The organism is Ruoffia tabacinasalis, assembly GCF_042652985.1.
Taxonomy (GTDB): Bacteria; Bacillota; Bacilli; order Lactobacillales; family Aerococcaceae; genus Ruoffia; species Ruoffia tabacinasalis.
In genome coordinates, this window is sequence record NZ_JBHSHQ010000011.1 from 26,336 (window position 1) to 49,596 (window position 23,261).

At 38.7% G+C, this 23,261-nt stretch carries 24 protein-coding genes and 2 other annotated features; of the genes, 18 read left to right on the forward strand and 6 right to left on the reverse strand.

Features of this window, described 5'->3' with window-relative positions:
• Positions 1 to 150 precede the first annotated feature (150 nt).
• Positions 151 to 1,809 (reverse strand): hypothetical protein, encoded by a 1,659-nt coding sequence (locus ACFO5Y_RS02005; RefSeq protein WP_197103770.1) that lies wholly within the window; start codon positions 1,807 to 1,809, stop codon positions 151 to 153.
• Between the two features lie 145 nt (positions 1,810 to 1,954).
• Between ACFO5Y_RS02005 and ACFO5Y_RS02010 the strand changes: the two genes are divergently transcribed.
• The 15 genes from ACFO5Y_RS02010 to ACFO5Y_RS02080 all read left to right on the forward strand — a co-directional run bounded on the left by ACFO5Y_RS02010 (position 1,955) and on the right by ACFO5Y_RS02080 (position 14,033).
• On the forward strand, positions 1,955 to 2,155 hold the full coding sequence (locus tag ACFO5Y_RS02010; protein WP_197103771.1) for a putative quinol monooxygenase: 201 nt from the start codon (positions 1,955 to 1,957) through the stop codon (positions 2,153 to 2,155).
• Positions 2,156 to 2,763: 608 nt separating this feature from the next.
• Positions 2,764 to 3,045 (forward strand): putative immunity protein, encoded by a 282-nt coding sequence (locus ACFO5Y_RS02015; protein ID WP_380706334.1) that lies wholly within the window; start codon positions 2,764 to 2,766, stop codon positions 3,043 to 3,045.
• Positions 3,042 to 4,403, forward strand: coding sequence for an aldehyde dehydrogenase (locus ACFO5Y_RS02020; protein WP_197103772.1), 1,362 nt, complete (start codon positions 3,042 to 3,044; stop codon positions 4,401 to 4,403). The genes ACFO5Y_RS02015 and ACFO5Y_RS02020 overlap by 4 nt, the downstream gene beginning before the upstream one ends.
• 15 nt (positions 4,404 to 4,418) lie before the next feature.
• On the forward strand, positions 4,419 to 4,961 hold the full coding sequence (locus ACFO5Y_RS02025) for a DUF1697 domain-containing protein (protein WP_197103773.1): 543 nt from the start codon (positions 4,419 to 4,421) through the stop codon (positions 4,959 to 4,961).
• A gap of 16 nt (positions 4,962 to 4,977) precedes the next feature.
• Positions 4,978 to 5,850, forward strand: coding sequence for a Rossmann-fold NAD(P)-binding domain-containing protein (locus ACFO5Y_RS02030; protein WP_197103774.1), 873 nt, complete (start codon positions 4,978 to 4,980; stop codon positions 5,848 to 5,850).
• Positions 5,851 to 5,856: 6 nt separating this feature from the next.
• Positions 5,857 to 6,189 carry a putative quinol monooxygenase gene (locus ACFO5Y_RS02035; RefSeq protein WP_197103775.1) on the forward strand — a complete coding sequence of 111 codons (333 nt, stop codon included), beginning with the start codon at positions 5,857 to 5,859 and terminating at the stop codon, positions 6,187 to 6,189.
• A gap of 717 nt (positions 6,190 to 6,906) precedes the next feature.
• Positions 6,907 to 7,710 carry an ATP phosphoribosyltransferase regulatory subunit gene (locus ACFO5Y_RS02040; protein ID WP_138404154.1) on the forward strand — a complete coding sequence of 268 codons (804 nt, stop codon included), beginning with the start codon at positions 6,907 to 6,909 and terminating at the stop codon, positions 7,708 to 7,710.
• Complete coding sequence (gene hisG, locus ACFO5Y_RS02045) at positions 7,707 to 8,315, forward strand: ATP phosphoribosyltransferase (protein WP_197103776.1); 609 nt, start codon at positions 7,707 to 7,709, stop codon at positions 8,313 to 8,315. The genes ACFO5Y_RS02040 and hisG overlap by 4 nt, the downstream gene beginning before the upstream one ends.
• The gene (gene hisD, locus ACFO5Y_RS02050; protein WP_231606821.1) at positions 8,316 to 9,557 is read left to right on the forward strand and encodes a histidinol dehydrogenase; all 1,242 of its coding nucleotides are present in this window, start codon (positions 8,316 to 8,318) and stop codon (positions 9,555 to 9,557) included. It begins immediately after the preceding gene.
• Positions 9,554 to 10,543, forward strand: coding sequence for a pyridoxal phosphate-dependent aminotransferase (locus ACFO5Y_RS02055; RefSeq protein WP_197103777.1), 990 nt, complete (start codon positions 9,554 to 9,556; stop codon positions 10,541 to 10,543). The genes hisD and ACFO5Y_RS02055 overlap by 4 nt, the downstream gene beginning before the upstream one ends.
• Positions 10,536 to 11,120 carry an imidazoleglycerol-phosphate dehydratase HisB gene (gene hisB / locus ACFO5Y_RS02060; RefSeq protein WP_197103778.1) on the forward strand — a complete coding sequence of 195 codons (585 nt, stop codon included), beginning with the start codon at positions 10,536 to 10,538 and terminating at the stop codon, positions 11,118 to 11,120. Before ACFO5Y_RS02055 ends, hisB begins: the two co-directional genes overlap by 8 nt.
• 14 nt (positions 11,121 to 11,134) lie before the next feature.
• A complete protein-coding gene (locus ACFO5Y_RS02065; protein WP_197103779.1) occupies positions 11,135 to 11,836 on the forward strand; it encodes a HisA/HisF-related TIM barrel protein in 702 nt (233 codons plus the stop codon).
• Position 11,837: 1 nt separating this feature from the next.
• Complete coding sequence (gene hisF / locus ACFO5Y_RS02070; protein ID WP_197103780.1) at positions 11,838 to 12,596, forward strand: imidazole glycerol phosphate synthase subunit HisF; 759 nt, start codon at positions 11,838 to 11,840, stop codon at positions 12,594 to 12,596.
• Entirely contained in the window at positions 12,589 to 13,215 is a 627-nt protein-coding gene (hisIE, locus tag ACFO5Y_RS02075) for a bifunctional phosphoribosyl-AMP cyclohydrolase/phosphoribosyl-ATP diphosphatase HisIE (protein ID WP_138404160.1), read from the forward strand. The genes hisF and hisIE overlap by 8 nt, the downstream gene beginning before the upstream one ends.
• A gap of 11 nt (positions 13,216 to 13,226) precedes the next feature.
• Positions 13,227 to 14,033 (forward strand): PHP domain-containing protein, encoded by an 807-nt coding sequence (locus tag ACFO5Y_RS02080; protein ID WP_197103781.1) that lies wholly within the window; start codon positions 13,227 to 13,229, stop codon positions 14,031 to 14,033.
• A gap of 163 nt (positions 14,034 to 14,196) precedes the next feature.
• Here the strand turns inward: ACFO5Y_RS02080 and ACFO5Y_RS02085 are convergent, their stop codons facing one another.
• The 5 genes from ACFO5Y_RS02085 to argF form a co-directional block, all read right to left on the reverse strand.
• On the reverse strand, positions 14,197 to 15,387 hold the full coding sequence (locus ACFO5Y_RS02085; RefSeq protein ID WP_197103782.1) for an aspartate aminotransferase family protein: 1,191 nt from the start codon (positions 15,385 to 15,387) through the stop codon (positions 14,197 to 14,199).
• Between the two features lie 4 nt (positions 15,388 to 15,391).
• The gene (gene argB / locus ACFO5Y_RS02090; protein ID WP_197103783.1) at positions 15,392 to 16,291 is read right to left on the reverse strand and encodes an acetylglutamate kinase; all 900 of its coding nucleotides are present in this window, start codon (positions 16,289 to 16,291) and stop codon (positions 15,392 to 15,394) included.
• Positions 16,292 to 16,301: 10 nt separating this feature from the next.
• A complete protein-coding gene (gene argJ / locus ACFO5Y_RS02095; RefSeq protein WP_197103784.1) occupies positions 16,302 to 17,516 on the reverse strand; it encodes a bifunctional glutamate N-acetyltransferase/amino-acid acetyltransferase ArgJ in 1,215 nt (404 codons plus the stop codon).
• A gap of 22 nt (positions 17,517 to 17,538) precedes the next feature.
• Positions 17,539 to 18,576 carry an N-acetyl-gamma-glutamyl-phosphate reductase gene (gene argC, locus ACFO5Y_RS02100; RefSeq protein WP_197103785.1) on the reverse strand — a complete coding sequence of 346 codons (1,038 nt, stop codon included), beginning with the start codon at positions 18,574 to 18,576 and terminating at the stop codon, positions 17,539 to 17,541.
• 48 nt (positions 18,577 to 18,624) lie between these two features.
• Positions 18,625 to 18,840: a binding site (T-box leader), on the reverse strand.
• A 2-nt stretch (positions 18,841 to 18,842) separates the two neighbouring features.
• The gene (gene argF / locus ACFO5Y_RS02105) at positions 18,843 to 19,847 is read right to left on the reverse strand and encodes an ornithine carbamoyltransferase (protein ID WP_197103786.1); all 1,005 of its coding nucleotides are present in this window, start codon (positions 19,845 to 19,847) and stop codon (positions 18,843 to 18,845) included.
• Positions 19,848 to 19,901: 54 nt separating this feature from the next.
• Positions 19,902 to 20,113 (reverse strand) — a binding site (T-box leader).
• 365 nt (positions 20,114 to 20,478) lie between these two features.
• Here argF and pyrR point away from each other — a divergent pair.
• The 3 genes from pyrR to ACFO5Y_RS02120 all read left to right on the forward strand — a co-directional run bounded on the left by pyrR (position 20,479) and on the right by ACFO5Y_RS02120 (position 23,256).
• Positions 20,479 to 20,985, forward strand: a complete 507-nt coding sequence (gene pyrR, locus ACFO5Y_RS02110; RefSeq protein ID WP_197103787.1) for a bifunctional pyr operon transcriptional regulator/uracil phosphoribosyltransferase PyrR — start codon at positions 20,479 to 20,481, stop codon at positions 20,983 to 20,985.
• A gap of 112 nt (positions 20,986 to 21,097) precedes the next feature.
• A complete protein-coding gene (locus ACFO5Y_RS02115) occupies positions 21,098 to 21,994 on the forward strand; it encodes an aspartate carbamoyltransferase catalytic subunit (RefSeq protein ID WP_197103788.1) in 897 nt (298 codons plus the stop codon).
• Complete coding sequence (locus ACFO5Y_RS02120) at positions 21,991 to 23,256, forward strand: dihydroorotase (RefSeq protein ID WP_197103789.1); 1,266 nt, start codon at positions 21,991 to 21,993, stop codon at positions 23,254 to 23,256. The genes ACFO5Y_RS02115 and ACFO5Y_RS02120 overlap by 4 nt, the downstream gene beginning before the upstream one ends.
• Positions 23,257 to 23,261: the final 5 nt, after the last annotated feature.

Consider the following 23,261-nt stretch of genomic DNA (forward strand, 5'->3'; position numbering starts at 1 on the left):
TACATTAAATATTTTCGCTGATAAATGTTGCTTTATAAAATTTAACATTTTAGGCTGATCATTAAAAAAGAATCCAATAATAAAAAGAGTTGATGCTAAATAAATAACATCAACTCTATTTTTCTATTGATTAGAAAATTTTAAAAACTACTACTCAACCATTTGATATTCAATCCAAGTTTGTTGATCGACATTTTGTAATTCATTCTTTAAATCGGGTAGTGCAAGTGAAATGCCTCCGTCACTATTATAGAAAAGGTATGCAGCGTTAGTACCTAATCTGTAATGAGCTGTCTCTCCTTGAATAATCAAATTAGTTACTGCGGAAACATTTCGACTGCTCGCTTCATCAAAGTGTGCAACGTTTATATTTCGTACTTCATTATTTTCAACTCTTACATTGTAAAGACCAGGGTCATTAGCGACACTACCTTGGTATGACAGCTGTCCAGTTGAAAAGTCAATTTCTATTTGTTTGAAATTAGGTTGAAAACTTTCGAATAAGTGTCGTCCATTTAATTCAGACATATCAACTGAATAGTCAGTATTCGTATTAGTTGTTGGGACAGTTGAACTATGTGCAGCATTTAGACTATCGATATAAGCATAGAAAAAATCAGGAATCGCAAGGGTTTGGCCAGTTGAGAAGCTCCCCGGCAGGTAATCCTGAAGGGCATTATTAAAAGCTCTCCGGTTATTAGGTGTATAATTATGATGGTTTTCTAAGATATTTGCGATAATTTGGTCTACGATAGCTTGAGCTTCGTTATAAGACAAGCTCTCGTTTAATGCATTTGGTTTTTGTAATTCTTCAAGCACACCATCGATATCGATCAAATCAATTGGATTATCAAACGCACTTTCTGCTTTAGGTTCCGGACCAGTGAATGTTCCAAGTATTTCAGGGTATAAGGTCGAAAGAAGATGCGCAGTAGTTGAGGGATCTCCGCCAGTAGGCATACTTGTTTTATGAAGAACGAGAGTATTAAAGTATGCGTCCTCAGGCAATGCAGCTAATTGTTCCTCAGTAAAATTATGGAATTCGCCGTATCCATCTTCTATTACGGATCTAAATTGTTCAACTAATTCTGGATGATCATGGGCATATTCAATCGCTTCTTCTTGGGTTAAAACCCTCATATCAGATGCAACTACTTCTGTATCGGTAGATTGTGGTAATGCTGAGTTGCTCCTATAATCCACTAGTTGAGTTGTAATATTGAATTGGCCATCATCACTGACTTTATTTTCTAGTATTATTCCTGTGTGCGGTGCTAAGTAAGCGATGTAAGTATAGTTATCAATCTTCTTCTCTAAGACGACCACGTTTTGATAAGCGGTATCTAAATGCGTAAACGAATCTAAAATATCAACAACTAAGACTGGTTCATCTTGATTATAACCTTGATAAAAAACTTCGCCAGTAGTTAAACTTCTCGGTAAAATAAGGGATTGATATGAATCAGTTGAATCGGAATGATTTCTGTAATCAACCGTAGGATTTTCATGTGGGAAGTAGGCTAATTCATAAATGCCATCCTCTTGAATTTGGTAAACATAGACGGTATTTGTTGCGTTATTATCAAAATTAAATTGATAAATCTTCGCTTCGTCCGCCGGGTAGTTGCGAGTCACTTCGTAATCATCAAACTCCATAAAATCAGCGACATGATTATAAACATCATGGAAATAATAAGGCGCATAGTTAGCGCCATCTACTGTCGTAGCAGCTTGAGCGTCGGGCATTTGAATTGAAAACAGGAACAGACAAGTGATGAAACTGAGAATGAAAGAGGACTTCTTTTTCATATAGTAAACTCCTTAAGTATTTTTTATGCATTTATTATATCATATGTTTGAATAAGAGAGTCATGAGTCATGAGTCATAAAATAAAAGTGCAAAGCTCAAAAGTCAGTCAGACGGTCAGAAAAGCAATGAATAAGGAGTAAAAAGATGGAATTATACAGTGTCGGCATTGATCTAGAAGATGCAAATAAAGTGTATATTTATGAGGTCTGGGAAAATGAAGAAGCCCACCAAAAATCCTTCTCACTAGATGTATTTAAAAAGCTTATTACAAAAGCCAAACCCATCATTACAGGCATGTCAGATTATCCATCACTAATTATAAAAGGTGGTAAAGGAATTAAATAACTCTAATTGAGAGACCGTTGTATTACTGGCAAGTTAGGAAAAACTGACTTGCCGGTTTTATTATTGATAATTTAATTAAACATGCGTTCGAATTTAAATCGAGTACTAGATTAGGGTTATATAATGATCCTATGAACGTGGACAATTAGAGACATACCGATTTCATTCATGGACTCAGGTTATTTCGGTCATAATCTAAGTAGATTTAGGTGTATTGTTGTCATTTCCTTCTAGACAAGGTATCAAGGACTTAAACGTTTATTGAAAACAAGAAAGTTATCAGAAAAGAAAGATGTCTATGGATCCTCAAGCTAACGCCTGGAATGGCCGGGAGAGGTAGTTATACACAGACGGTCAGGTCGAACTCCCTAAAAATACAAGATAAAAATTCAAGTGTCAGCTGACTTAAGACTTGAGTTAGAGGAATTACTCGAGACAATACCTCAAAAATCTTTAGCAACATGGGCCAGCCAAAATGCCCGGAACGTTCTCGAATACATTGATATCGAAGATGAGAGTTTAAAAGACAGTATCATCACAGAAGCAAGTAAAGTGCGCATCAACTGTGTCAGACAGGCTTTCTCGCTAACAAGCTAGGCCAACAGTCCATTAATTACATCAGCAAGTTTTCAGTCAGAGTCTTTGCTCAAGTCGTGGCAACCGGACATATGCAAGGAGACGCGATAGTCTCTTCAGATTATGCGATTAAAGTAGTCAATATACTCTATTACCATGATGAACAAGCTGCCATTAACGAAATTATTTTGATAAATCTTTTTACAGGCAAGATCTCTAGAAGGGTTTTTATTTATTTTCAAACAATCCATTCACATGTTTGGAGGTTAATTGCGGTCAATGATATACTTTTAACTGAAAAGGGCGTTTCATGATGCAAGTTAAAGCAGAACAAGAAATGTTTTTAAGAAGTGGCATAACCTTGGATGTGAAATTTAGAATTAGACAATTAAAACGATTAAAAGAGGCAATTAAGGCGCATGATGTTTTGATTTATGATGCGCTGAAAAAGGATTTAAATAAACCCGTCTTTGAAAGTTATGTGACAGAGTTAGGCTCGGTCTATGGTGAAATTGATTATATGATTAAACATGTAAAAGATTGGGCTAAACCTAAACGCGTTCCAACGTCTCTGGCGCATTTTTATTCTAAAAGCCACATATATCAAGAACCATATGGGCGTGTCTTAATTATTGCACCATGGAATTTTCCTATTCAGTTAAGTTTCGTACCACTTGTTGGGGCGATTGCGGCAGGGAATTGTGTCGTATTAAAGCCTTCCGAATTAGCACCACATACAGCTAGGGTAATTCAACAAATTATTGAATCAGTGTTCGCACGCGAATATATTGCAGTTGAACAAGGTGATGGGAAAGTATCTCAGCAATTGCTAAAAGAAGGCGTCGATTATTGTTTCTTTACTGGAAGTAATCAAGTTGGAAAAGCAATTATGGAGACAGCGAGTCAGACTTTAACGCCAGTAACTCTAGAACTAGGTGGGAAAAGTCCAGTTATTGTTGCAAAAGACACCAATATCAAGCATGCAGCCCAACGGATTGTTTGGGGGAAATTTACCAATGCTGGTCAGACTTGCATCGCGCCCGATTACCTTCTCGTTGATGAAGTGATTCGTGATGACTTGATCAGCGCCCTCATTGAAGTCATTGAAGAATATTACACGAAAAATCCTTTAGAGAATTCAGATTATTCTAAGATAATTAATCGAAAACACTTCAAGCGTGTGAAGAAATTAATGAAAGACCAAAGTGTTATTTATGGTGGAGGCAGTAATAAAGAGACGCTAACTATTGAACCAACATTGGTCTTGGAACCGGAACTCGATACAGAATTAATGCAAGAAGAGATCTTTGGTCCGATATTACCGATATTAACTTATAGAGAAGTGAGTCAAGCAGTAGAATTTATTCGTTCGAAAGACAAACCGCTTGCTTTATATTTATTTACGCAGGATAAAGCTTTGAAAGAGTATATAATAAAAAATCTATCTTTTGGTGGCGCAGCGATAAATGACACGCTGATTCATCAAAGTAATTACAATCTCCCATTTGGTGGAGTTGGTGCGAGTGGTATGGGGCAATATCACGGCAGATATAGTCTCGAAACCTTCTCACATCCAAAAAGCGTGATTGAGAAGACTGACTTGTTTGATATTAAATTACGCTACCCGCCCTATAAAGATTGGGCCCTAAAATTAATTCAAAAAATTATGTAAAAAGGAGTCCAAACTATGCGCTATGTACTTTTACTCAGAGGAATTAATGTCGGTGGTAAGAATCGAGTGGTGATGGCGGAACTTAGGGAAAAACTAGAAGCGCTTGGATTTACCGAAGTGACTTCCTATATCAATAGCGGTAATCTTTTCTTTAATAGTGAGGAAGATATCAATTCGATTAGAGAAAAAGTTCAAACTCATTTAAAAGAGTCATATGATTTTGATTTACTTTCAATTATTATTAGCGCTGAAGCTTACAAAGCAGATTACTTAAATTTACCGGCGTGGTGGAATGAGGAATTTGCTCGTCGAGATGTTTTATTTTATACAGAAGCTGTAGACCGAGACGCCTTTAAAGAAGAAGTAGCAAGTATGAGTTTAGGGAATGAAGAAATTCATTTTGGTGAGTTAGCAGTTTATTGGGGGAAATACGACGAAGCCAATTACAAAAAGACGGCGTATGCAAGATACTTAGTGAAGTCTCCATTTTATAAGCAAATTACTGTTCGAAATGGAAAAACATACGAAAAGATTTATCAAAAACTAATGGAAAATTAAAGAAGGCAGGTACAAAATGAAATTATTAGTATTAGGTGGAACCAATTTCTTTGGAATGAAGGCAGTACAACAATTATTAGATAACGGTCATGACGTGACGATTGCAACACGTGGAAATAAACCAAATCCCTTTGAAGGAAAAGCTATGCACATTACTTTAGATGCGCGCGATGCGAGCCACGAAGGATGGACTGAAGTGACGGACCAGCAATGGGACGCAGTCTTTGACAATATTTGTTATACGGCAAATGATGCGCGAATTATTATGGATAAATTCAAGGATTCTATTGATCATCTTTACTTTACTTCGTCTATGGCGGTTTACAATGGGGATATTGATGGGTACTCTGAAGCAGATTTTGATCCTTTAACTTATCACATTGACCCAAATATCGAAGTGAATTATGGCGAAGGAAAAAGGCAAGTTGAACAAGTATTATTTACTGAGGCACCGTTTAAGCTCACAGCATTTCGCTTCCCAATTGTCCTAGATTTAGATGATTATACTGAGCGACTGCACTTTTATGTTGAGAAAGTAATGAATGACGAAGTTGTTTACTTTATGGATCCAAAGAATAAAGTAAACTACGTCAAAGGAACGAAAGCTGCAGAGTCGATTGTGTGGGCGATTGAGAACCAAAAAGAAGGCATCTATAATATTAGTTCACGCAACGCAATCACTGTCGAAACTTTTATAGCTTGGTTAGAAGAGATGACTGGTAAAGAAGTGAAGGTTGAATATACGAATGACCGGACACATGAATCACCATTTAGCACCGTTCACGACCAATACTTGCGTTCAGATAAGATTGAAGCTGAAGGTTTTGAATTAAATAATCTTGAAGACTGGCTGAAACCTCTAATACAAGATATTGCACAAGAAGGGTAGAGTTGCATGGCAATTACAATTAATATTTATTACACAGGCAAGGAAGGCAATGCTCTAAAATTTGCGAAAGAGATGATGTCAAAAGGTGTTGTTGAAAGAATCCGAAGCGCTGAAGGGAATTTAAAGTATGAATACTTTGCGCCATTAGAGGACAAAACGACCATTCTATTAATTGATAGTTGGACCGATCAAGCAGCCATTGACCGACATCACGCCTCTTCAATGATGCAAGAAATTAAAGATTTGCGCGAAAAATACGATCTCACCATGAAGGTTGAACGCTATATGAGTGATCAAGACGGTGTGCCTGAGTCGGATCAGAAATTTATTAGAGAATAGAAGAAAGTAATAAAGACGTAAATGCGAGCTTAGAAGCTACTTGCATTTACGTCTTTTTTAAATTATTGAAATGTTAATAGTTCTAGACTCGAACATTTTAATAAATTAGACATTCACAAAAATACGAATTAACACAAATCAACTTGACTATATAATTAAAATTAGATAAGATAGATTAAAATAAGCTGATATATGCAAGGACAAAGACTAGTTAAAGTGACGACAGAGAATTTGCGGTTAGCTGAGAAGCAAAGCATCATAGACTAGTTAGACACACCCTTGAAGAGTGGTTAGCACCCGGTAGTCCCGTTATCGCTGGAGTATTTATACTCCTTGAGGCTATAATTGTGAGATTATAGTGAACAAAAGGTGGAATCACGTCGCGACGTCCTTTAATCCTACATGGATTTTAGGGCGTCTTTTTTAGCTTTATAATTAAAATGTATCTAGAGACAAATGATAACTGGATCATATTAAAGAGAGTTTACTAGGTGGTGAGAAGTAAACATATGATAGTTATCATGACACAACTCTACGGCAGATGAATGGAAATCCGGTAGCCCCGTTATCGCTTCAGTAGTCAGTGACTACTGTCAGAGATAGGTGTTGTGAAATACCTGTAAACGAAGGTGGCACCACGTTGTGAAACGTCCTTTCAATCCTTTTTTAGGGTTGAAAGGTTTTTTTATATGAAGTGAATAGAAAGTGAGGTTTCTAATGGAGAATACATCGATTTTAAAACGAATTAGCTTAGCGAATGACTACTTACAACTTATTGATGAAGCGGGGTATGAGTTGATTGATTTGAATATGGTGGAACCATTCAAGATGGAGAATAAAAACTATCATCCGGATAGTATTGTTTTTGAACGGAACCATCAATTATTCGCAATGCGTAGTGATTGGACGCGAAGTATTTTGAATTATAATAATACCTTTCAATTATCGCAGCAAAAATTTGGTTATTTTGGTCCTGTATTAAGGCAGTTCAATACACAGTATCAAGCGGGCGTAGAGCTATTCCAACCATCTGTGACAGATATTATTGAGAGTATAGAGTTGCATCTTAACTTTGTTGAAAAGATAAGTGAGTCACCCTTTACAATTCTAGTAGTCAATAATGACGTTTTATTAGATATGTATATTGAATTGTATGATTTACCAGATCAAGTTAAGTCTTATGTGATTGATAAGAACTTATCAGCTATGCGAGACATGTTGGGTGAAGACCATCCTTTCTATCAATTGATGATTCTCCCTGTGAGTCAGCAGTTCGATCGTGTTGATGAGCAGTTTGGCGAGAGTGAACCTATGCAAATTATTCACCGTCTTAAAGACAAGTTGCCAAGTTCACAGACCCGATTTGTTTTAGACTTATCTTTCCGTTCATCACAGTTATATTATAATGGGTTTTATTTTCAAGCCTTTTTAACTAGTAATACGCCCATCCTTTCTGGTGGTCAGTATGCGGAAGGTGCCTTTGGAATAGGGATTAACTTATCAACGGGAGGGTTATTATGATTACAGTTGCTTTATCTAAAGGTCGTCTCTTCAAAGATTTTATAAAGTTTTTAAGTACTAAGGGGTTAAACCACTATGCGAGTCCATTGCAAGAGAACGGGCGATACTTATATAAGATTATTGGCGATGTAAAGTTTATCTTCGCTAAAGGATCTGATGTGCCTACTTACGTCGAGCAGGGGATTGCTGATTTGGGGATTGTTGGGCAGGATATTATTACAGAGAATTTTTTTGATGTGTTGAATGTATCTAAGTTGCCTTTTGGTCAGTGTCGTTTAGCAATTGCCAGTTCGCCTAATCTTAATCAACATGAGTTTAAAGTAGTAGCAACCACTTTCACTAATATCACGCGCCAGTACTTTAACGAACAAAGGCAAGATGTTGAACTTATTCATCTTCACGGATCGGTGGAATTAGCGCCCATCTTAGGTTTAGCGGATGCCATAGTGGATATTGTTCAGACGGGGACTACCTTAAAGGAGAATAACTTGGTGGAATACAGTACTATCATGAATATTCAAGCGCGACTGATTGCTAACAAGCAGTCCTTTTATATTAAGGATGAGGCGATCTATCGATTTATTAAAGAGATTGGGGTGATATAGTTGGATGCGAATGAATTTATTAAGCAAAATAAAATAAAAAATAAAAGCACCAATGTCGATCAGATGATTGCTGTGCAAGCAATTATTGACAAAGTTAAAGTAGACGGCGACCAGGCATTGTACTCCTTAACTAAGGAGTTTGATCAACAAGACTTAGACAAGTTAAAAGTTGACCCAGCTTTATTGAAAGCAAGTTGGGATGCTTTAGAGCCGGAGTTACAACAAGCATTGAAGCTAACTAAGCAACGCATTGAAGATTATGAGACAAAGATACTGTATAAAGACCACCAAGATGATGAGTTAAGTTACGTCTATCGTCCTCTTGAGCGAGTAGGTATTTATATTCCTGGGGGCACTGCACTCTATCCATCAAGTGTGTTGATGACAATTGTGCCAGCTTTAGTCGCTGGGGTTAAAGATATTATTGTCACGACACCTGTCTTTCAACCGAACAATATCACTTTTGCGGCTCTTTATCTATGTGGTGTGACTGATTATGTGTTCACAGTTGGAGGGGCTCAAGCCATTGCAGCGCTGGCCTATGGAACTGAATCTATTCCTAAGGTCGATAAAATTTGTGGACCAGGGAATGCTTATGTAGCAATGGCCAAGCGACTAGTCTTCGGGGATGTCGGAATTGATAGTATCGCAGGTCCAAGCGAGATTTTATTATATGTAGATGAATCAACACCTGTTGATGCTGTTGTCTATGATCTATTTGCCCAAGCTGAGCACGATGCTAATGCTCGCACTTTTCTACTGAGTGAGTCACAAGAATATGTGGATAGAATCGAAGAACGAATGGAGGAACTAGTAGAGAGCCAAGTGCGTGGGGATATTATTAAAGCATCGATGGACAATAATCACTATGCCATTGTTGATAGTCGCGATAAGTTATTAGAAGTGATTGATTATATCGGAGCTGAACACGTATCAATTCAACATAAAGATCAAGATAGCATAGTTGAAGCTATAAACTATGCGGGTGCAGTATTCAAAGGCTTCTATTCAATGGAAGCTATTGGAGATTATGTAGCGGGACCGTCCCATGTTCTACCAACCAATCGTAATGCTCGCTTTAGTCATGGACTTAATGCCAATGATTTCAGAACAAGTCACGCCATTATTAGTATTAAAAAAGCCACTTATAATCAGATAGCTCCTGCGGCTGAGAAGATTGCACAGAGCGAAGGATTATTTGCACACCAAAGATCTGTATCGATTAGGAGGGAAAGTTTATGACAGTATTTATGAACCGTAATATTAGTCCTAAGAGGCCTCTCACTGATGAGCAATTAATAGAAGTAGTTACCCAAACTGCCTTTCATGAATACCCTGAAAAAGAGTCCACTCGCTTTAAAGAATTATATGCTAACTATAATCAATTGGATCCTAATCAGATTGAATTAGCTAATGGAGCGGATGAGTGGTTGCAGAAGCTGATGATTCAATTCGGGCAAGAGGGTGTCTTGACTATTAGTCCAGACTTCTTTATGTATGAAGATTACGCTCGACAAATTAATCGCCCCTTTTGGAAAGTGGAGAGTGACGAGAACTTTGACTTTGACTTAGAAAAGGTCTTAGAAGAGATTCAAAAACTTCGACCGTCATTACTTCTAGTGTCGAATCCACAAAACCCAACGGGTAAGCAATTTAGTTCTGAATTTCTGCAAGCTATCGCAGATGAGATGGAAAGTATAGGAGGATATTTCGTTATTGATGAGGCTTATGTTGAGTTCGGTGACGATTATCATAGACCATCGAATGACAATGTTATTATTATTCGCACACTCAGTAAGATATATGCTATGGCAGGACTGAGAATTGGTATTGCTATTGCTAAGGAAGAAACCTTCGCGAAGTTAATTGATATTAATCATCCTTATCCTGTTAGTAACTTAGCTTTGAATGTGGCCAATGCCATGTTCTCTAATAAGGAACAATTGGATGCATGGGTAGCTTATCAAAAAGAATGTCAATTGAAGCTCATTCAGGCGCTTACCTTAGTGGACGATGTCATCAAGGTAAAGCCTACTCAAAGTAATTTTATTATGACTTACGGAAAATCTGCACGTGATCTTGGAGAATATTTGAGTGAAAATGGCTTTGTAGGTAGGACATATGATGCAGATCACTTAAAAGATGTTGTTCGTTATTCAATCTTAGATATAGATAAATACGACGAATTTGAAGACTTATTAAAGACTTGGAGGAAACAAATTGATTAAAAAAGACCGACAAACATTGGAAACTCAGATTAAGTTAGAACTTGCCCAAACTCTTGGAAGCAACGATGTAGACATGGGTATTGAGACAGGAGTAGGATTTTTTAACCATATGTTAACTTTATTCAAGTTTCATTCTGGTCTCTATATTGGGATAGAGGCTCAAGGAGATACGGACGTGGATGACCATCACACGGTTGAAGATATTGGGATTTTACTCGGGGAAGCGATTCGAGACTTCTACCAATCCCTTAATAGTTATCAGCGCTATGGCTCATTCTACTTGCCTATGGACGAATCCTTGGCACGTATTGTCTTAGACTTATCAGGTCGTCCGCACTTGAATTTTAATGCTGACTTTTCAAAAGGGAAGGTAGGTTCTTTTGATACAGAATTAGTGGAAGAATTCTTCAATGCGATAGCTATGAATGCACGAATGACATTACATATAGATTTATTGAAGGGTGGCAATACCCACCATGAGATTGAAGCGATATTCAAGGGCTTTGCCAGAGCCTTAAGTATTGCTTTAACAGAGACTGAGGGTGGCGTACCATCATCTAAAGGACTTATTGCATAAAGGAGAAGAAAACAATGAAAATTATTCCTGCTATTGACTTAATTGATGGACAAAGTGTACGACTGTCACAAGGAGATTATGATGAGAAGATTATCATGCCAAAAACGCCACAAGAAGCTGTCATGTATTATAGTCAATTCCCACAAGTATCCCGGATTCATGTCGTGGATTTGATAGGAGCAGCAGAACAAGAGTCAGTGGAAGCGCCATTGATTGGACAAATAAAGAAATTAACGAATATTCCGCTTGAATTAGGGGGTGGCTTAAGATCGCTTGAAACGATTGAACTATACGATGACTTGGGTATCGATTACTTTATATTAGGCTCGCGAGTCATCCTAGATGTTCCTTGGTTGATTGACGTAGTCGAAAAGTATCCTGGCCGTATCTTTGTTGGGATTGATGCGCGGGGTGAGGACATCTATGTGAATGGATGGAAAGAAAATAGCCAGCGCCAGATTGAAGAATATGTTAAAGAAATTGAGTCGTTGAATCTAGCTGGAATTATCTATACGGATATTAACAAGGATGGAATGGAGCAAGGCCCTAATGTGAATCGTACGGCTCAGCTAAATGACTCAACCCGCCACTTGGTTGTTGCAAGCGGGGGCGTCCGCGGTCAAGCTGATTTAAAGCAATTGGAAGCGGCAGGGATAACAGAAGCAATTGTTGGAAAAGCTGCTCAGAATGATTCATTCTGGAAAGGATTGAGTTAATATGAAGAAAATAATTCCATGCTTAGATACAAGAGACGGCAAGTTAGTTAAGGGTGTCAACTTTGTGAATGTCAAAGAATTGGGTGACCCGGTTGAATTTGCTGAACAATACGATCAAGAAGGAGCCGATGGTTTAGTAGTCTTAGATATTACTAAGACCTTGGATGGCCACGAATTACGGACTCAGATGATTGAAGCTATCGTAGCTAAGATTTCTATTCCTTTAACCGTAGGTGGTGGGATAGCCAGTCTTAATGACATCGAGGCGGTCTTAAAAGCTGGCGCGAGTGGCGTAGGAATCAATTCAGCTGCTGTAAAGAATCCTGATTTGATTAATCAAGCTTCTGAAGCTTTTGGATCAGAAGCAATTACAATTGCAGTAGATGTGGCTTATGATGATGAGCAGGACGATTACTTTGTTTATACACAAGCAGGTCAACACCAAGAACCAGTCCCCGCCTTTGAGTGGATCCAAGAATGCCAACACCGTGGTGCTGGCGGGTTATTGATTACAAGTATTGACCATGATGGTGTCAGAGGAGGCTTTGATATACCATTTCTAAAGCAAGCAGCAGAATTGGTGGATATTCCAATTATTGCAAGTGGAGGTGCTGGGAATAGCCAACATTTTATTGATTTATTCAAAGAAACAGCGGTAGACGCAGGGTTAGCCGCTTCTATCTTCCACCAAGGTGAAGTGATGATTAAAGAACTGAAAGAAGCGATTAGTGTAGAAGGGATTGAGGTAGACATTGACTAAAATTGATTTTGAAAAGGCAGGTGGCCTAGTCCCTGCAATATTACAACATCACCAGACTGGGCAAGTCTTAATGCTTGGTTATATGAACCGAGAATCCTTTGATAAGACTCGTGAAGAAGGTGTGGCATGGTTCTATTCTCGTTCCAAAGAGCGTCTCTGGAAAAAGGGTGAAGAGAGTGGTAATGTGCAGAAGGTTGTAGACATTGCATTAGATTGCGATCAAGATACAATCTTGCTTCAAGTTGATCCTCTAGGGCCAACTTGCCATACAGGTCAGACAAGTTGCTTCGGTGAAGGTCATTTTAACCTTTCTGTCTTAGAGCAGACGGTTTCAGAAAAGATTAAACACCCGCAAGAAGGTTCTTACACTAAATATCTAATTGATGAGGGCCAGGATAAAATCATCAAAAAATGCGGTGAAGAAATGACTGAAGTAATTATTGCGGCTAAAAATAATGATAAAGAAGAGTTAATTAATGAAGCCAGTGACCTTGCCTACCACTTATTAGTATTGCTTCAGCAGCAAGGTGTTAGCCTTGCTGAGGTAGAGGCAAAGTTGGGTGAGCGTCATGGACAAAAGCAACACTACTCCATTCGTTCAGAAATTAATGAGTGGTAAGGAGGGAGAACATGAATTTTTATGATCAACATTGTCATACACACTTATCTTTTGACAGCGAAGAAAGCATAGATAATTACTTAGCTTTAGGGCTAGAAAAATTAACCTTCACGGAACATCTAGACTTAGACAATCCAGTGAATGGTGGGCACGATGATATTCCCGACTTTGAGCAAGCCGTTATTTGGCAACAGGAAATGAAAGAAAAGAACGATGTAGACTTATTATTAGGTGTGGAAGTAGGTTATGTTCCTGGTCAAGAGAATCGCCTCAATGAGATATTATCTAGCTATGATTTTGATATTAAACTCTTAAGTTGTCACCATAATCGCATCTATGATTACATGGACACAAAGGAAACAAATGCAAAGGTAGAGTCCAGCGAGCAAATGATGGATCAATATGTCGATCAATTATTAGAAGCTGTAACTCATATGACCGATGTTCAAATTATGACTCACTTTGATTATGGCTTTAGAGTGCATGATGCCAGTTTAGAGACCATTCAAGAACGATACACTGAGAAAATCACTGAGATTTTCCAGCAAATTATTAAGCATGAGATTGCTTTTGAATTAAATAGTAAAAGCATCGTAAAGTATAAAAACTTAGACTTATATAAATGGGCAATCCCCCTTTACTTATCCTTAGGTGGGAAGTTATTCACCCTAGGTTCAGACGCGCATCTTGCGAGTGATTATATGCTGGCCTTTAATGATTTGAAAAAGTTATTGCAGCAGTATGGTGTGGATGAAGTAGCTCTCTATGAGAAAGAGCAAGCTAAGATGGTAAAGCTATCTGAATTATCATTTGTTTAATGAGACAAGCTTTTTACGGACTTAAATTAGAAACACTCAACAATTATTTGGTCATTAACCAAATTGTTGAGTGTTTTTTACTTTGAAAAGAATGAATTGAATGATTGAAACAAAAGATATAAATATCCCAAAACAAGTGAAAAATACAGCTTATAGCCTGAAGTTATTGCGTTGAGAGAACCGCCCCAAAAATATCTAGCGCCTGGTTGATTTCTTCTTCTGAGACATTCAACGGCGGCAGGAAACGAATAACATTTCCCTTGGCGCTAATCACTAATAAGCCTTGGTCGAAACAATCATTAATGATGTCATCTACAGCCTGGTCAAATTGAATACCAATTAATAGACCGCGACCTTTAATGGAACTAATCGTGGGATGCTTAGCTTGTAATACTTGTAGTCCTTCAACCAATTGTTTATGGCGTTGGTTGACATTGTTTAGTAAGTTGTCTTCATTTATAGTGTCTAAGACAGTATTAGCACAGGCAGTTGCTAGTGGATTGCCTCCGAATGTCGTGCCATGATCACCCACTTGGAAGTGCGTAGCTAAGTCATCTTTGGCGAGGAAGGCGCCAATAGGAAAACCTCCACCCAGACCTTTAGCAAGAGTTATGATGTCAGGGTCTAAATCGAATTGTTCATATGCAAAGTAGCTTCCTGTTCGTCCAATTCCTGTTTGGACTTCGTCAATGATAACTAGAACTTGCTTTTCTTGTTGAATCTCATTAATGGCTTGGACGAAGTCCTCAGAGAGCGTATTGACACCACCTTCACCTTGAATAACTTCGATAAGTACGGCACAAGTCTGGGGTATAATTGTTGCCTTCAATTGGTCAATATCATTGAAAGTCACATAGTCAAAGCCAGGTAAGTTTGGTGCATAATCTTTATGCATAGCCTCTTGACCCGTGGCTGCCAATGTTGCCATAGTTCGACCGTGAAAGGATTGCTTCATTGTAACAATGGTTGTTGCATTAGGGCCTTTAACTTCTCGCCCCCACTTCCGAGCAAGTTTGATGGCACCTTCATTGGCTTCAGCTCCTGAATTGGCAAAGAATACTTTACCTAAGCCAGAGAGTTTTGTTAATTTCTCAGCCAGTTGAATAGAAGGAGTATTCCAAAATAAGTTGGAACTATGAATGAGTTGTTGACCTTGATTGACCAGTGTTTCTACTAATTTCTCATTGGAGTGGCCGAGTGAGTTGACGGCGATACCTGAGATAAAGTCAAGGTAAGTTCGGCCCTCTGCATCAGTCAGAAAACTACCTTGACCAGAGACCATTACCTTACCATCGCGTTTGAATGTATTCATAAGTACGGCTTCGCCACGTTGTGGCCAGTTGTGTTTTTCCATGATATTAAACCTCCTTATTATCGTCATTACTGTGAGCTAACATCGTTCCAATTCCCATGTCGAAGAATAATTCTAGCAGAAGGGAATGACTCATACGACCATCAATGATATGAGCTTTATCAACTCCGTTAGTTATAGCCTCTAAGCAACAATTTATCTTAGGTATCATGCCTTCAGTAATAACTTTGTTCTCAATGAGTTGATTGGCTTCGTCTATACTTAGTTTAGAAATAAGACTGTCAGGGTCTTGGCTATCAGCTAAGAGTCCCGGGGTGTTAGTTAAAAATATTAACTTGCTGGCACCTAAGGCAATGGCCACAGCGCTTGCAACCTCATCTGCATTGATATTATAACTATGACCGTCACTACCAATTCCCACTGATGAGATAATTGGGACATAATCTGCCTGGATAAGGTTGGTTAATAATAAGGTGTTGACTGATTCGACATTACCTACGTAGCCCAAATCAACTTGAGTCTCAGAATCTGGATCAATCACTTTCTTTTTAGTGACAGTAATAAGGTGGTCATCTAAACCCGATAAGCCAATGGCATTTCCTCCTAAATGGTTGAAAGTTCGTACAATATCATTATTAACTGAGCCTGATAAGACCATCTCTGCCACCTTCATGGCTTCCTCACTGGTAGAGCGAAGTCCATCCACAAAGTGACTTTCAATGGATAAATTATCTAACATCTGTGAGATGAAGGGACCACCACCGTGAACGACAATGGGGATCATACCAACCGACTTCATCATAAGAATATCTTGCATGACCGAGTGTCTTAAGTCGGAATTAATCATGGCATTACCACCGTATTTGATGACGATGATATGTTTTCTAAACCGATTGACATAGGGTAGAGCCTCAATGAGAACGTTTATCTTTTCTGTATAATTCATTCAATCACTCCTAAGTGTGGTAGTCAGCATTAATTTCAATATAATCATGCGTTAAATCACAAGTCCAAACAGTAGATTGACTTGTGCCTTGGTTGAGTTCGACAATCATTTCAATATCAGTGGCAGTGAGAATCTTTTGGGCAAATTGAGGATCAAAGGGATGATAAGCGCCGTTACGGCACGGTTGAATAGAACCGATGTCAGATTTAAATATGATATCGATCAGCCATGGATCAAGAGTTTCAACGCCACTATTACCAATGGCTGATAGGGCGCGACCCCAGTTAGGGTCTTGCCCAAAAAGTGCTGCCTTCAGGAGGTTGGAAGTGGCCAGAGACTTAGCGACTGCTTTGGCATCTTCTGTTGATTGAGCCCCACCTACGGTTATTGTAATGAATTTCGAGGCACCTTCTCCGTCTCTGGCAATCATTTGAGCTAAGTCTTGGCTGACTTTTGTTATAAGGGATTGGATTGTTGCAAGATTGTGGTCTGTTAAGTCAATTGAGTTTTCCCCTGTTGCACAAAGTAAGACTGTATCATTGGTACTAGTATCGCCATCAACAGTCATGCTATTGAAAGATACGTCTACCGCATTCTTTAATAGTTGGTTGAGTGTCACTTGATCACAGGCGATATCGGTAACAATATAAGCTAACATAGTGCCCAAATTAGGATGAATCATGCCTGAGCCTTTAGCCATTGCGCCGATGTGAATAGTCTGTCCATCAATCTCCAATGAATAAGCAGTTTCTTTTGCGACAGTATCGGTAGTCATAATCGATTCACTGACCGCTTGACTAGACTCTGACTGCAAGGAATTCACTAATGTTGGTAGTGCCTTTTTAAAAGGAAAGAAATCAAGAGGAGCCCCGATGACCCCCGTAGAACTCATCAGTATCTCTGACGGTTTAATCGCGCATAAATCTGCTAATTCTTGAATGGTTTGATGCATCGTTTTCTCACCATCTGGACCATTACAAGCATTGGCATTGCCACTATTAATCAGAATCGCTTTGAAGTTAGAATGATGCTTCAGACTCGCTTGACCGTGAATAACTGGCCAAGCTTTGACTAAGTTTTGGGTAAAGACACCTGATACAGTAGCCCCAGTGGGGAAATAAATTAAAGCCAGGTCATTGTGGGCGGCATCACTTTTAAAGCCAGCATGTAAGGCTTGCGATTGTATATTGGCTACAGCATGAATACCTTTGTCTAATTGTTTCATATGCTTCTCCTTTGTATAGAAATTATGGCATCACGCCAGATTGACTTAAGCCTAATGATTCATCCAATCCCAACATCACATTCATATTCTGAATAGCTTGGCCGGAAGCGCCTTTGACTAGGTTATCAATGACTGAAAAGATAATGATGCGACCTGTTCGTTGGTCTACCTTAACTTGGATATGACAATGGTTGGAACCACGGACCGCTTTGGTTGTAGGAAGTTGCTCTGGATCCAATAGATGGACAAAAGCTTCCTCGGCGTATTTATCTTTATATAATTGGCGTAATGCTTCTTCACTTATATTACTCCTTGGTTGAACATAGATAGTTGAATATATGCCGCGTTCTGTAGGTAATAGATGCGGAGTGAATTGAATTTGCACTGTTTGGCCAAAGCGTGACAACTCCTGTTCGATTTCAGGGATATGACGGTGCTGGAGTGGGTTGTATGCTTTGAAGTTATTTCCTGCTTCACTAAGTAAATTATCTACATTGGCACTTCGACCGGCACCGCTGATTCCTGATTTGCTATCAATAATAATTGATTCAGAGTCAATCAGATTAGACTCAACTAGAGGAGAAAGAGCTAAGAGTGCATTGGTAACAAAGCAACCTGGATTTGCAATCAGCTGAGCTCCTTTAATGGCCTCACGATGGTATTCCGTTAGGCCATACACTGCTTTCGCTAATAAGTCTGGTGCTGTTTGCGGTAATTTATAAAAAGCTTCATAAGTATCTGAATCCTCTATCCGAAAATCAGCGCCAAGGTCAATGATTTTAATATCCTCGCCTAATTCTTTAGCTAAGGTCATTGCGTGACCGTGAGGTAGACAAATAAAGACGACATCGCTATCTTGTTTAATTTGCTCTATATCTAAGGTGACAAAGCACTTATCTTTTAAGAAAGATGTGAGGAAAGGGAAAGTATGTGATATCTTCTGTCCAGCTAATTTCCGTGCAGTTAGATGTTTGAGGGTTACCTCAGGGTGATTGACCAATAAGCGCATCAATTCAGAACCTGTATAGCCTGTCGCGCCAATAATACTAACATTAATCATATGTTTTCCTCCTAAAAATATGTATATAAAAGGCACACTCATCTCATTGATAGAGACGAATGTGCTTCGTGGTGCCACTCTAATTCAAAGATTATTTAACATAATCTTTCTTTAGTGAATGTTAACGTTATTCCAACGAAGATACTTAGTAATTCTAATATCTTACCTCAAAAGTGCGATTCAACTTAGTATATGTATCGGCCTTTCACCACCGCCGATTCGCTGAAATTCTGATAAGTTTACTTTCTTTTGATAGGGTTATGTATTTAATCTAATTGTTTGATGAATAGGTTACCATTGGTTGCTGCCATAATGGCTTTAATTGAGTGAAGGCGATTCTCACCTTGGTCGAATTGTTTAGCATGGTCTGAGCGGAAGACCTCATCAGTCACTTCCATCTCTGTAATATTATATTTGCTTGCAATCTCTTGACCTATATTAGTCAAAGTATCATGGTAAGCAGGTAGACAATGTAGGAAGATAGCATCTTCATTGGCTAAATCAAATAATTCTTGAGTCACTTGATAAGGCATTAACTGCTTAATGCGCTGATCGAATAATGCTTCTTCTCCCATTGAGACCCAGACGTCGGTGTAGATAGCATCTGCGTTTGTGACTGCTTGCTTGATGTCTTCTGTCAGAGTGATGGTTGCACCTGATTTTTTAGCGTAGGACTGAGCCAATTCAACTAGGTCTGAATCAGGGAATAATTCCTTAGGACTAGCTACTGTATAATTGACACCTAAGATGGCACTTGTAATCATCAAGCTGTTGGCAACATTATTACGCCCATCGCCACAATAGACTAAGTTAAGTCCAGACAGACGATTGAAGTTTTCTTTCAATGTCATAAAGTCGGCAATCATTTGGGTAGGATGCCATTCATCTGTTAACCCATTCCACACGGGAACGCCAGCGTGAGTAGCCAATGCTTCCACATCCGATTGCTTATAGCCTCTAAACTGTATACCGTCGTACATACTACCTAATATTTTGGCAGTATCTTCAATGGATTCCTTTTTACCCATCTGCATATCACTCGCACCAAAGTAATCCGCCGTTGCGCCAAGATCGCTGGCAGCAACTGAGAAGGCTGCACGTGTTCTTGTTGATGTTTTCTCAAAGATTAAACAAATGGACTGACCTTTAAGGTATTCGTGGGGGATACGTTGTTTTTTTAATTGTTTAAGATGAATGGCAAAGTCAATTAAGTAATTGAGTTCGTTTTGTGTAAAATCTATTTCTTTAGTAAAACTTCTTCCTTGAAACATAGTATCGATCCTTTCTAAGGGTGAATTAAGCGACAAAAAAGCCCGCCTCTAATAATTAGAGGCGGACGAATCCACGGTACCACTCTAATGACGTCATAAACTTCCAGACATCACTCAAAGTGTTAACGCGACTAGCGTCTTGAACTACTCATTTCATTCAAGAGTCCAAACAATGCGGTTCACAAACTCATTAAGGTAGATCTTTCAGCTAGCGTCTACTCTCTGTTCATAAATAAGTGTGCTACTCTTTGTTTCATTGACTTTTATATTTTCAATCATATTAAAGAATAAAGATTTAAAAGTCAATCTTTAAATTAAAATAAGATTATTTTTCAGATAATTCCTCATCTATATTTAATGTTAAGCGGGCACATAAATGCTAGAATGTCTTGATTTTGAAAGGCTTATTACGTGAAAAATTTAGAATAATGAAGTATTAAATTCGAAGAACCCTAATTTTTACAGTTGCTTAATAAAAATATAGTATATAATTTAGCTTAATAAGTATCCTTTAATTGGCGTCCTGTGAGACGAAGAAGGTAAGTACAGTCGGAAACTCTTTATTTAGAGACCTCTTCTTTCGCATGCCCGCGGTTAAGGAGAGGTCTTTTCTTTATCAAGGAGGTAAACAATGGAAAAAGTTGTAATGAATGAGATGGAAATGAAACGTGCTCTGACCCGGCTAGCTTATGAAATTATTGAACATCACAAAGGTATTGAAGATATTGTCCTTATGGGGATTGCGACGCGCGGTGCACCTCTGGCTGAACGCCTAGGTAAAAATATTGCTGAGATCGAAGGACCCGTGCTAGTTGAGTCAATGAATATCGAAGCCTACCGCGATGATATTGAGTATACCGACCAGAGACCAGAAAATTCTAGTGATCTATCAGGTAAAAAAGTCATCTTAGTTGATGATGTGCTCTTTACAGGCAGATCGATTCGTGCGGCAATGGATGCCTGTATGGATCGAGGACGCCCTGCAGAAATATCTTTGGCTATATTAGTAGACCGAGGACACCGTGAATTACCAATTCGCCCAGACTATGTTGGGAAAAATATTCCTACATCTAAACAAGAACGTGTGCGAGTTCAAATCAAAGAAATAGATGGCAAGGATGCTGTCACACTATCATAAATTATTAATCAGTTTTTGACTTTAAATAGATCCGAGAGATCATAAGCGAAACTATCCTTATTTAGGTGCGTTTAGTCTCGAAGATTAAAGGCGCTTTTTTGTTAGGAGGAAGATGATTGTGAGAAATTTTTTATCTGTAGAGCAATTTGATAATGAAGGGTTACTGAATTTATTGAAGACTGCTATCGACTTTAAGGAAGGTCGTAGAACATATCAGAGTGATGCAACAGTGGTGAATATGTTTTTTGAGAATAGTACCCGGACTAAGCATAGTTTTGAGGTGGCTGAGCATAAGTTAGGCATGCATCAAATTAATTTTGATGTCGGAAGTTCGTCAGTCAATAAAGGTGAGAGTTTATATGATTCTGTTCTAACTATGCAAGCGATAGGGGTAGATGTAGCTGTCATTCGCCACCCAGATCGAAATTATATGGACCAACTTATGAACTTAAAGATTCAAATTATTAATGCGGGTAGTGGTAACGGACAGCATCCGTCGCAATCTTTATTAGATATTATGACTATTTATGAAGAGTTTGGTGATTTTAAAGGGTTAAAAGTTGCGATAATTGGAGATATAGTTCATTCACGCGTTGCCATGAGTAATATGACATTGCTTAATCAGTTAGGGGCTGAAGTTATCTTTGCTGGGCCGAATGATTACTTTGACATAAGCTTTGAGCAGTACGGAACGTTTAAAACAGTGGATGAAGCAGTAGCGGAGGCAGATGTGGTGATGATGCTTCGTGTTCAATTGGAGCGCCATGGATCAGAGGATATGCTTTACGTAAAAGAAGATTATCATGCGATGTATGGATTAACTCGTCAACGTCATCGAACAATGAAGGATACAGCCATTATTATGCATCCAGCACCAGTGAACCGTGATGTTGAGTTGGCGGATGAATTAGTGGAATGTGCACAAAGTCGAATTGTTACTCAAATGTCCAACGGGGTCTATGCACGTATGGCAATTCTAGAGTGGGTCTTAAAAGGGAGAGTAGAATGAAACTAATATTAAAGAATGGTCAAAGAGTGGTAAAAGATAATGAATTAGAGTCTATTGATATCGCAATTGAAGAAGGAGTGATTGTTGAATTAGGGCATGACTTGGAGGGTGAGCAAGTGATTGATTTAAAAGGAAAACTCATCACAAATGGTTTAGTTGATATTCACGTTCACTTTAGAGAACCTGGCTTCACTGATAAAGAGACTATCTTGAGTGGATCCAAAGCCTCAGCACGTGGTGGTGTTACAACAGTTTGCGCGATGCCTAACACCAATCCTGTTCCAGATACACCTGAGAAGTTCCAGGCTATTCAAGATATTATCGAGCGTGATTCAGTTGTTAAGACTTTTCAATATGCGCCGATTACTGAAGAATTACGAACAGATAAATTAGTTGATATGGTAGCTATGGATTCCTTCGCATTCACTAATGATGGCGTGGGCGTTCAAACAGCTGGGATTATGTATGAAGCGATGAAGTTAGCTGCGAGTCTTGATAAACCCATCGTCGCCCACACTGAAGACGAGAGTCTACTTTACGGTGGGGTCATGCATGAAGGTATTCGCAATAAAGAATTGGGTTTGCCAGGGATTATGGGAATTGTAGAAAGCAGCCAGATTGCTCGTGACATTCTCATTGCTAAAGAAACTGGCGTCCATTATCATGTTTGTCACGTCTCTTCGAAAGAATCCGTCGATGCCATTCGAGAAGGTAAGCGACAAGGAGTGAATGTTACTGCAGAGGTGACACCACATCATCTAATACTTAATGAGATGGATATACCAAGTGATAACGCTATCTTCAAGATGAATCCACCATTACGTGGCAAAGAAGATCAACGCGCATTAATTGAAGGACTAGCTGATGGAACGATCGACTTTATTGCGACTGACCATGCGCCCCATACTATGGAAGAAAAGTCTGGTGGATTTATTGATGCTCCATTTGGAATAGTGGGTATCGAGACGTCCTTTGCTTTAATGTATACTCACTTTGTTGAAAAGAATTTGATGACTTTAGAATTTCTAATTGATCGCATGAGTCACCTGCCAGCCCGACTCTTTAACTTACCTATGGGTGAATTGAAAGTGGGTGGTGTTGCAGATATTGCTGTTTTTGATTTAGAAAAAGAGTATGCGATTAACTCGGATGATTATTTATCTAAAGCTGCTAATACGCCTTTTAATGGCTATAAAGTCAAAGGTATGTGTGCTTTAACTCTAGTTGATGGTGAGATAGTGTATCACGCATTTGAAAATTAAGGAGA

Excerpts from the sequence above, each read along its gene's own strand:
- hisF (WP_197103780.1), top strand. The coding sequence starts at position 11,838 with ATGAAGAAAATAATTCCATGCTTAGATACAAGAGACGGCAAGTTAGTT.
- ACFO5Y_RS02065 (WP_197103779.1), top strand. The coding sequence starts at position 11,135 with ATGAAAATTATTCCTGCTATTGACTTAATTGATGGACAAAGTGTACGA.
- ACFO5Y_RS02035 (WP_197103775.1), top strand. The coding sequence starts at position 5,857 with ATGGCAATTACAATTAATATTTATTACACAGGCAAGGAAGGCAATGCT.
- hisG (WP_197103776.1), top strand. The coding sequence starts at position 7,707 with ATGATTACAGTTGCTTTATCTAAAGGTCGTCTCTTCAAAGATTTTATA.
- ACFO5Y_RS02055 (WP_197103777.1), top strand. The coding sequence starts at position 9,554 with ATGACAGTATTTATGAACCGTAATATTAGTCCTAAGAGGCCTCTCACT.
- argJ (WP_197103784.1), bottom strand. The coding sequence starts at position 17,516 with ATGAAACAATTAGACAAAGGTATTCATGCTGTAGCCAATATACAATCG.
- argF (WP_197103786.1), bottom strand. The coding sequence starts at position 19,847 with ATGTTTCAAGGAAGAAGTTTTACTAAAGAAATAGATTTTACACAAAAC.
- argC (WP_197103785.1), bottom strand. The coding sequence starts at position 18,576 with ATGATTAATGTTAGTATTATTGGCGCGACAGGCTATACAGGTTCTGAA.
- argB (WP_197103783.1), bottom strand. The coding sequence starts at position 16,291 with ATGAATTATACAGAAAAGATAAACGTTCTCATTGAGGCTCTACCCTAT.
- ACFO5Y_RS02010 (WP_197103771.1), top strand. The coding sequence starts at position 1,955 with ATGGAATTATACAGTGTCGGCATTGATCTAGAAGATGCAAATAAAGTG.
- ACFO5Y_RS02120 (WP_197103789.1), top strand. The coding sequence starts at position 21,991 with ATGAAACTAATATTAAAGAATGGTCAAAGAGTGGTAAAAGATAATGAA.
- ACFO5Y_RS02080 (WP_197103781.1), top strand. The coding sequence starts at position 13,227 with ATGAATTTTTATGATCAACATTGTCATACACACTTATCTTTTGACAGC.
- ACFO5Y_RS02030 (WP_197103774.1), top strand. The coding sequence starts at position 4,978 with ATGAAATTATTAGTATTAGGTGGAACCAATTTCTTTGGAATGAAGGCA.
- ACFO5Y_RS02115 (WP_197103788.1), top strand. The coding sequence starts at position 21,098 with ATGATTGTGAGAAATTTTTTATCTGTAGAGCAATTTGATAATGAAGGG.
- ACFO5Y_RS02085 (WP_197103782.1), bottom strand. The coding sequence starts at position 15,387 with ATGGAAAAACACAACTGGCCACAACGTGGCGAAGCCGTACTTATGAAT.
- ACFO5Y_RS02025 (WP_197103773.1), top strand. The coding sequence starts at position 4,419 with ATGCGCTATGTACTTTTACTCAGAGGAATTAATGTCGGTGGTAAGAAT.
- pyrR (WP_197103787.1), top strand. The coding sequence starts at position 20,479 with ATGGAAAAAGTTGTAATGAATGAGATGGAAATGAAACGTGCTCTGACC.
- ACFO5Y_RS02040 (WP_138404154.1), top strand. The coding sequence starts at position 6,907 with ATGGAGAATACATCGATTTTAAAACGAATTAGCTTAGCGAATGACTAC.
- ACFO5Y_RS02005 (WP_197103770.1), bottom strand. The coding sequence starts at position 1,809 with ATGAAAAAGAAGTCCTCTTTCATTCTCAGTTTCATCACTTGTCTGTTC.
- ACFO5Y_RS02020 (WP_197103772.1), top strand. The coding sequence starts at position 3,042 with ATGATGCAAGTTAAAGCAGAACAAGAAATGTTTTTAAGAAGTGGCATA.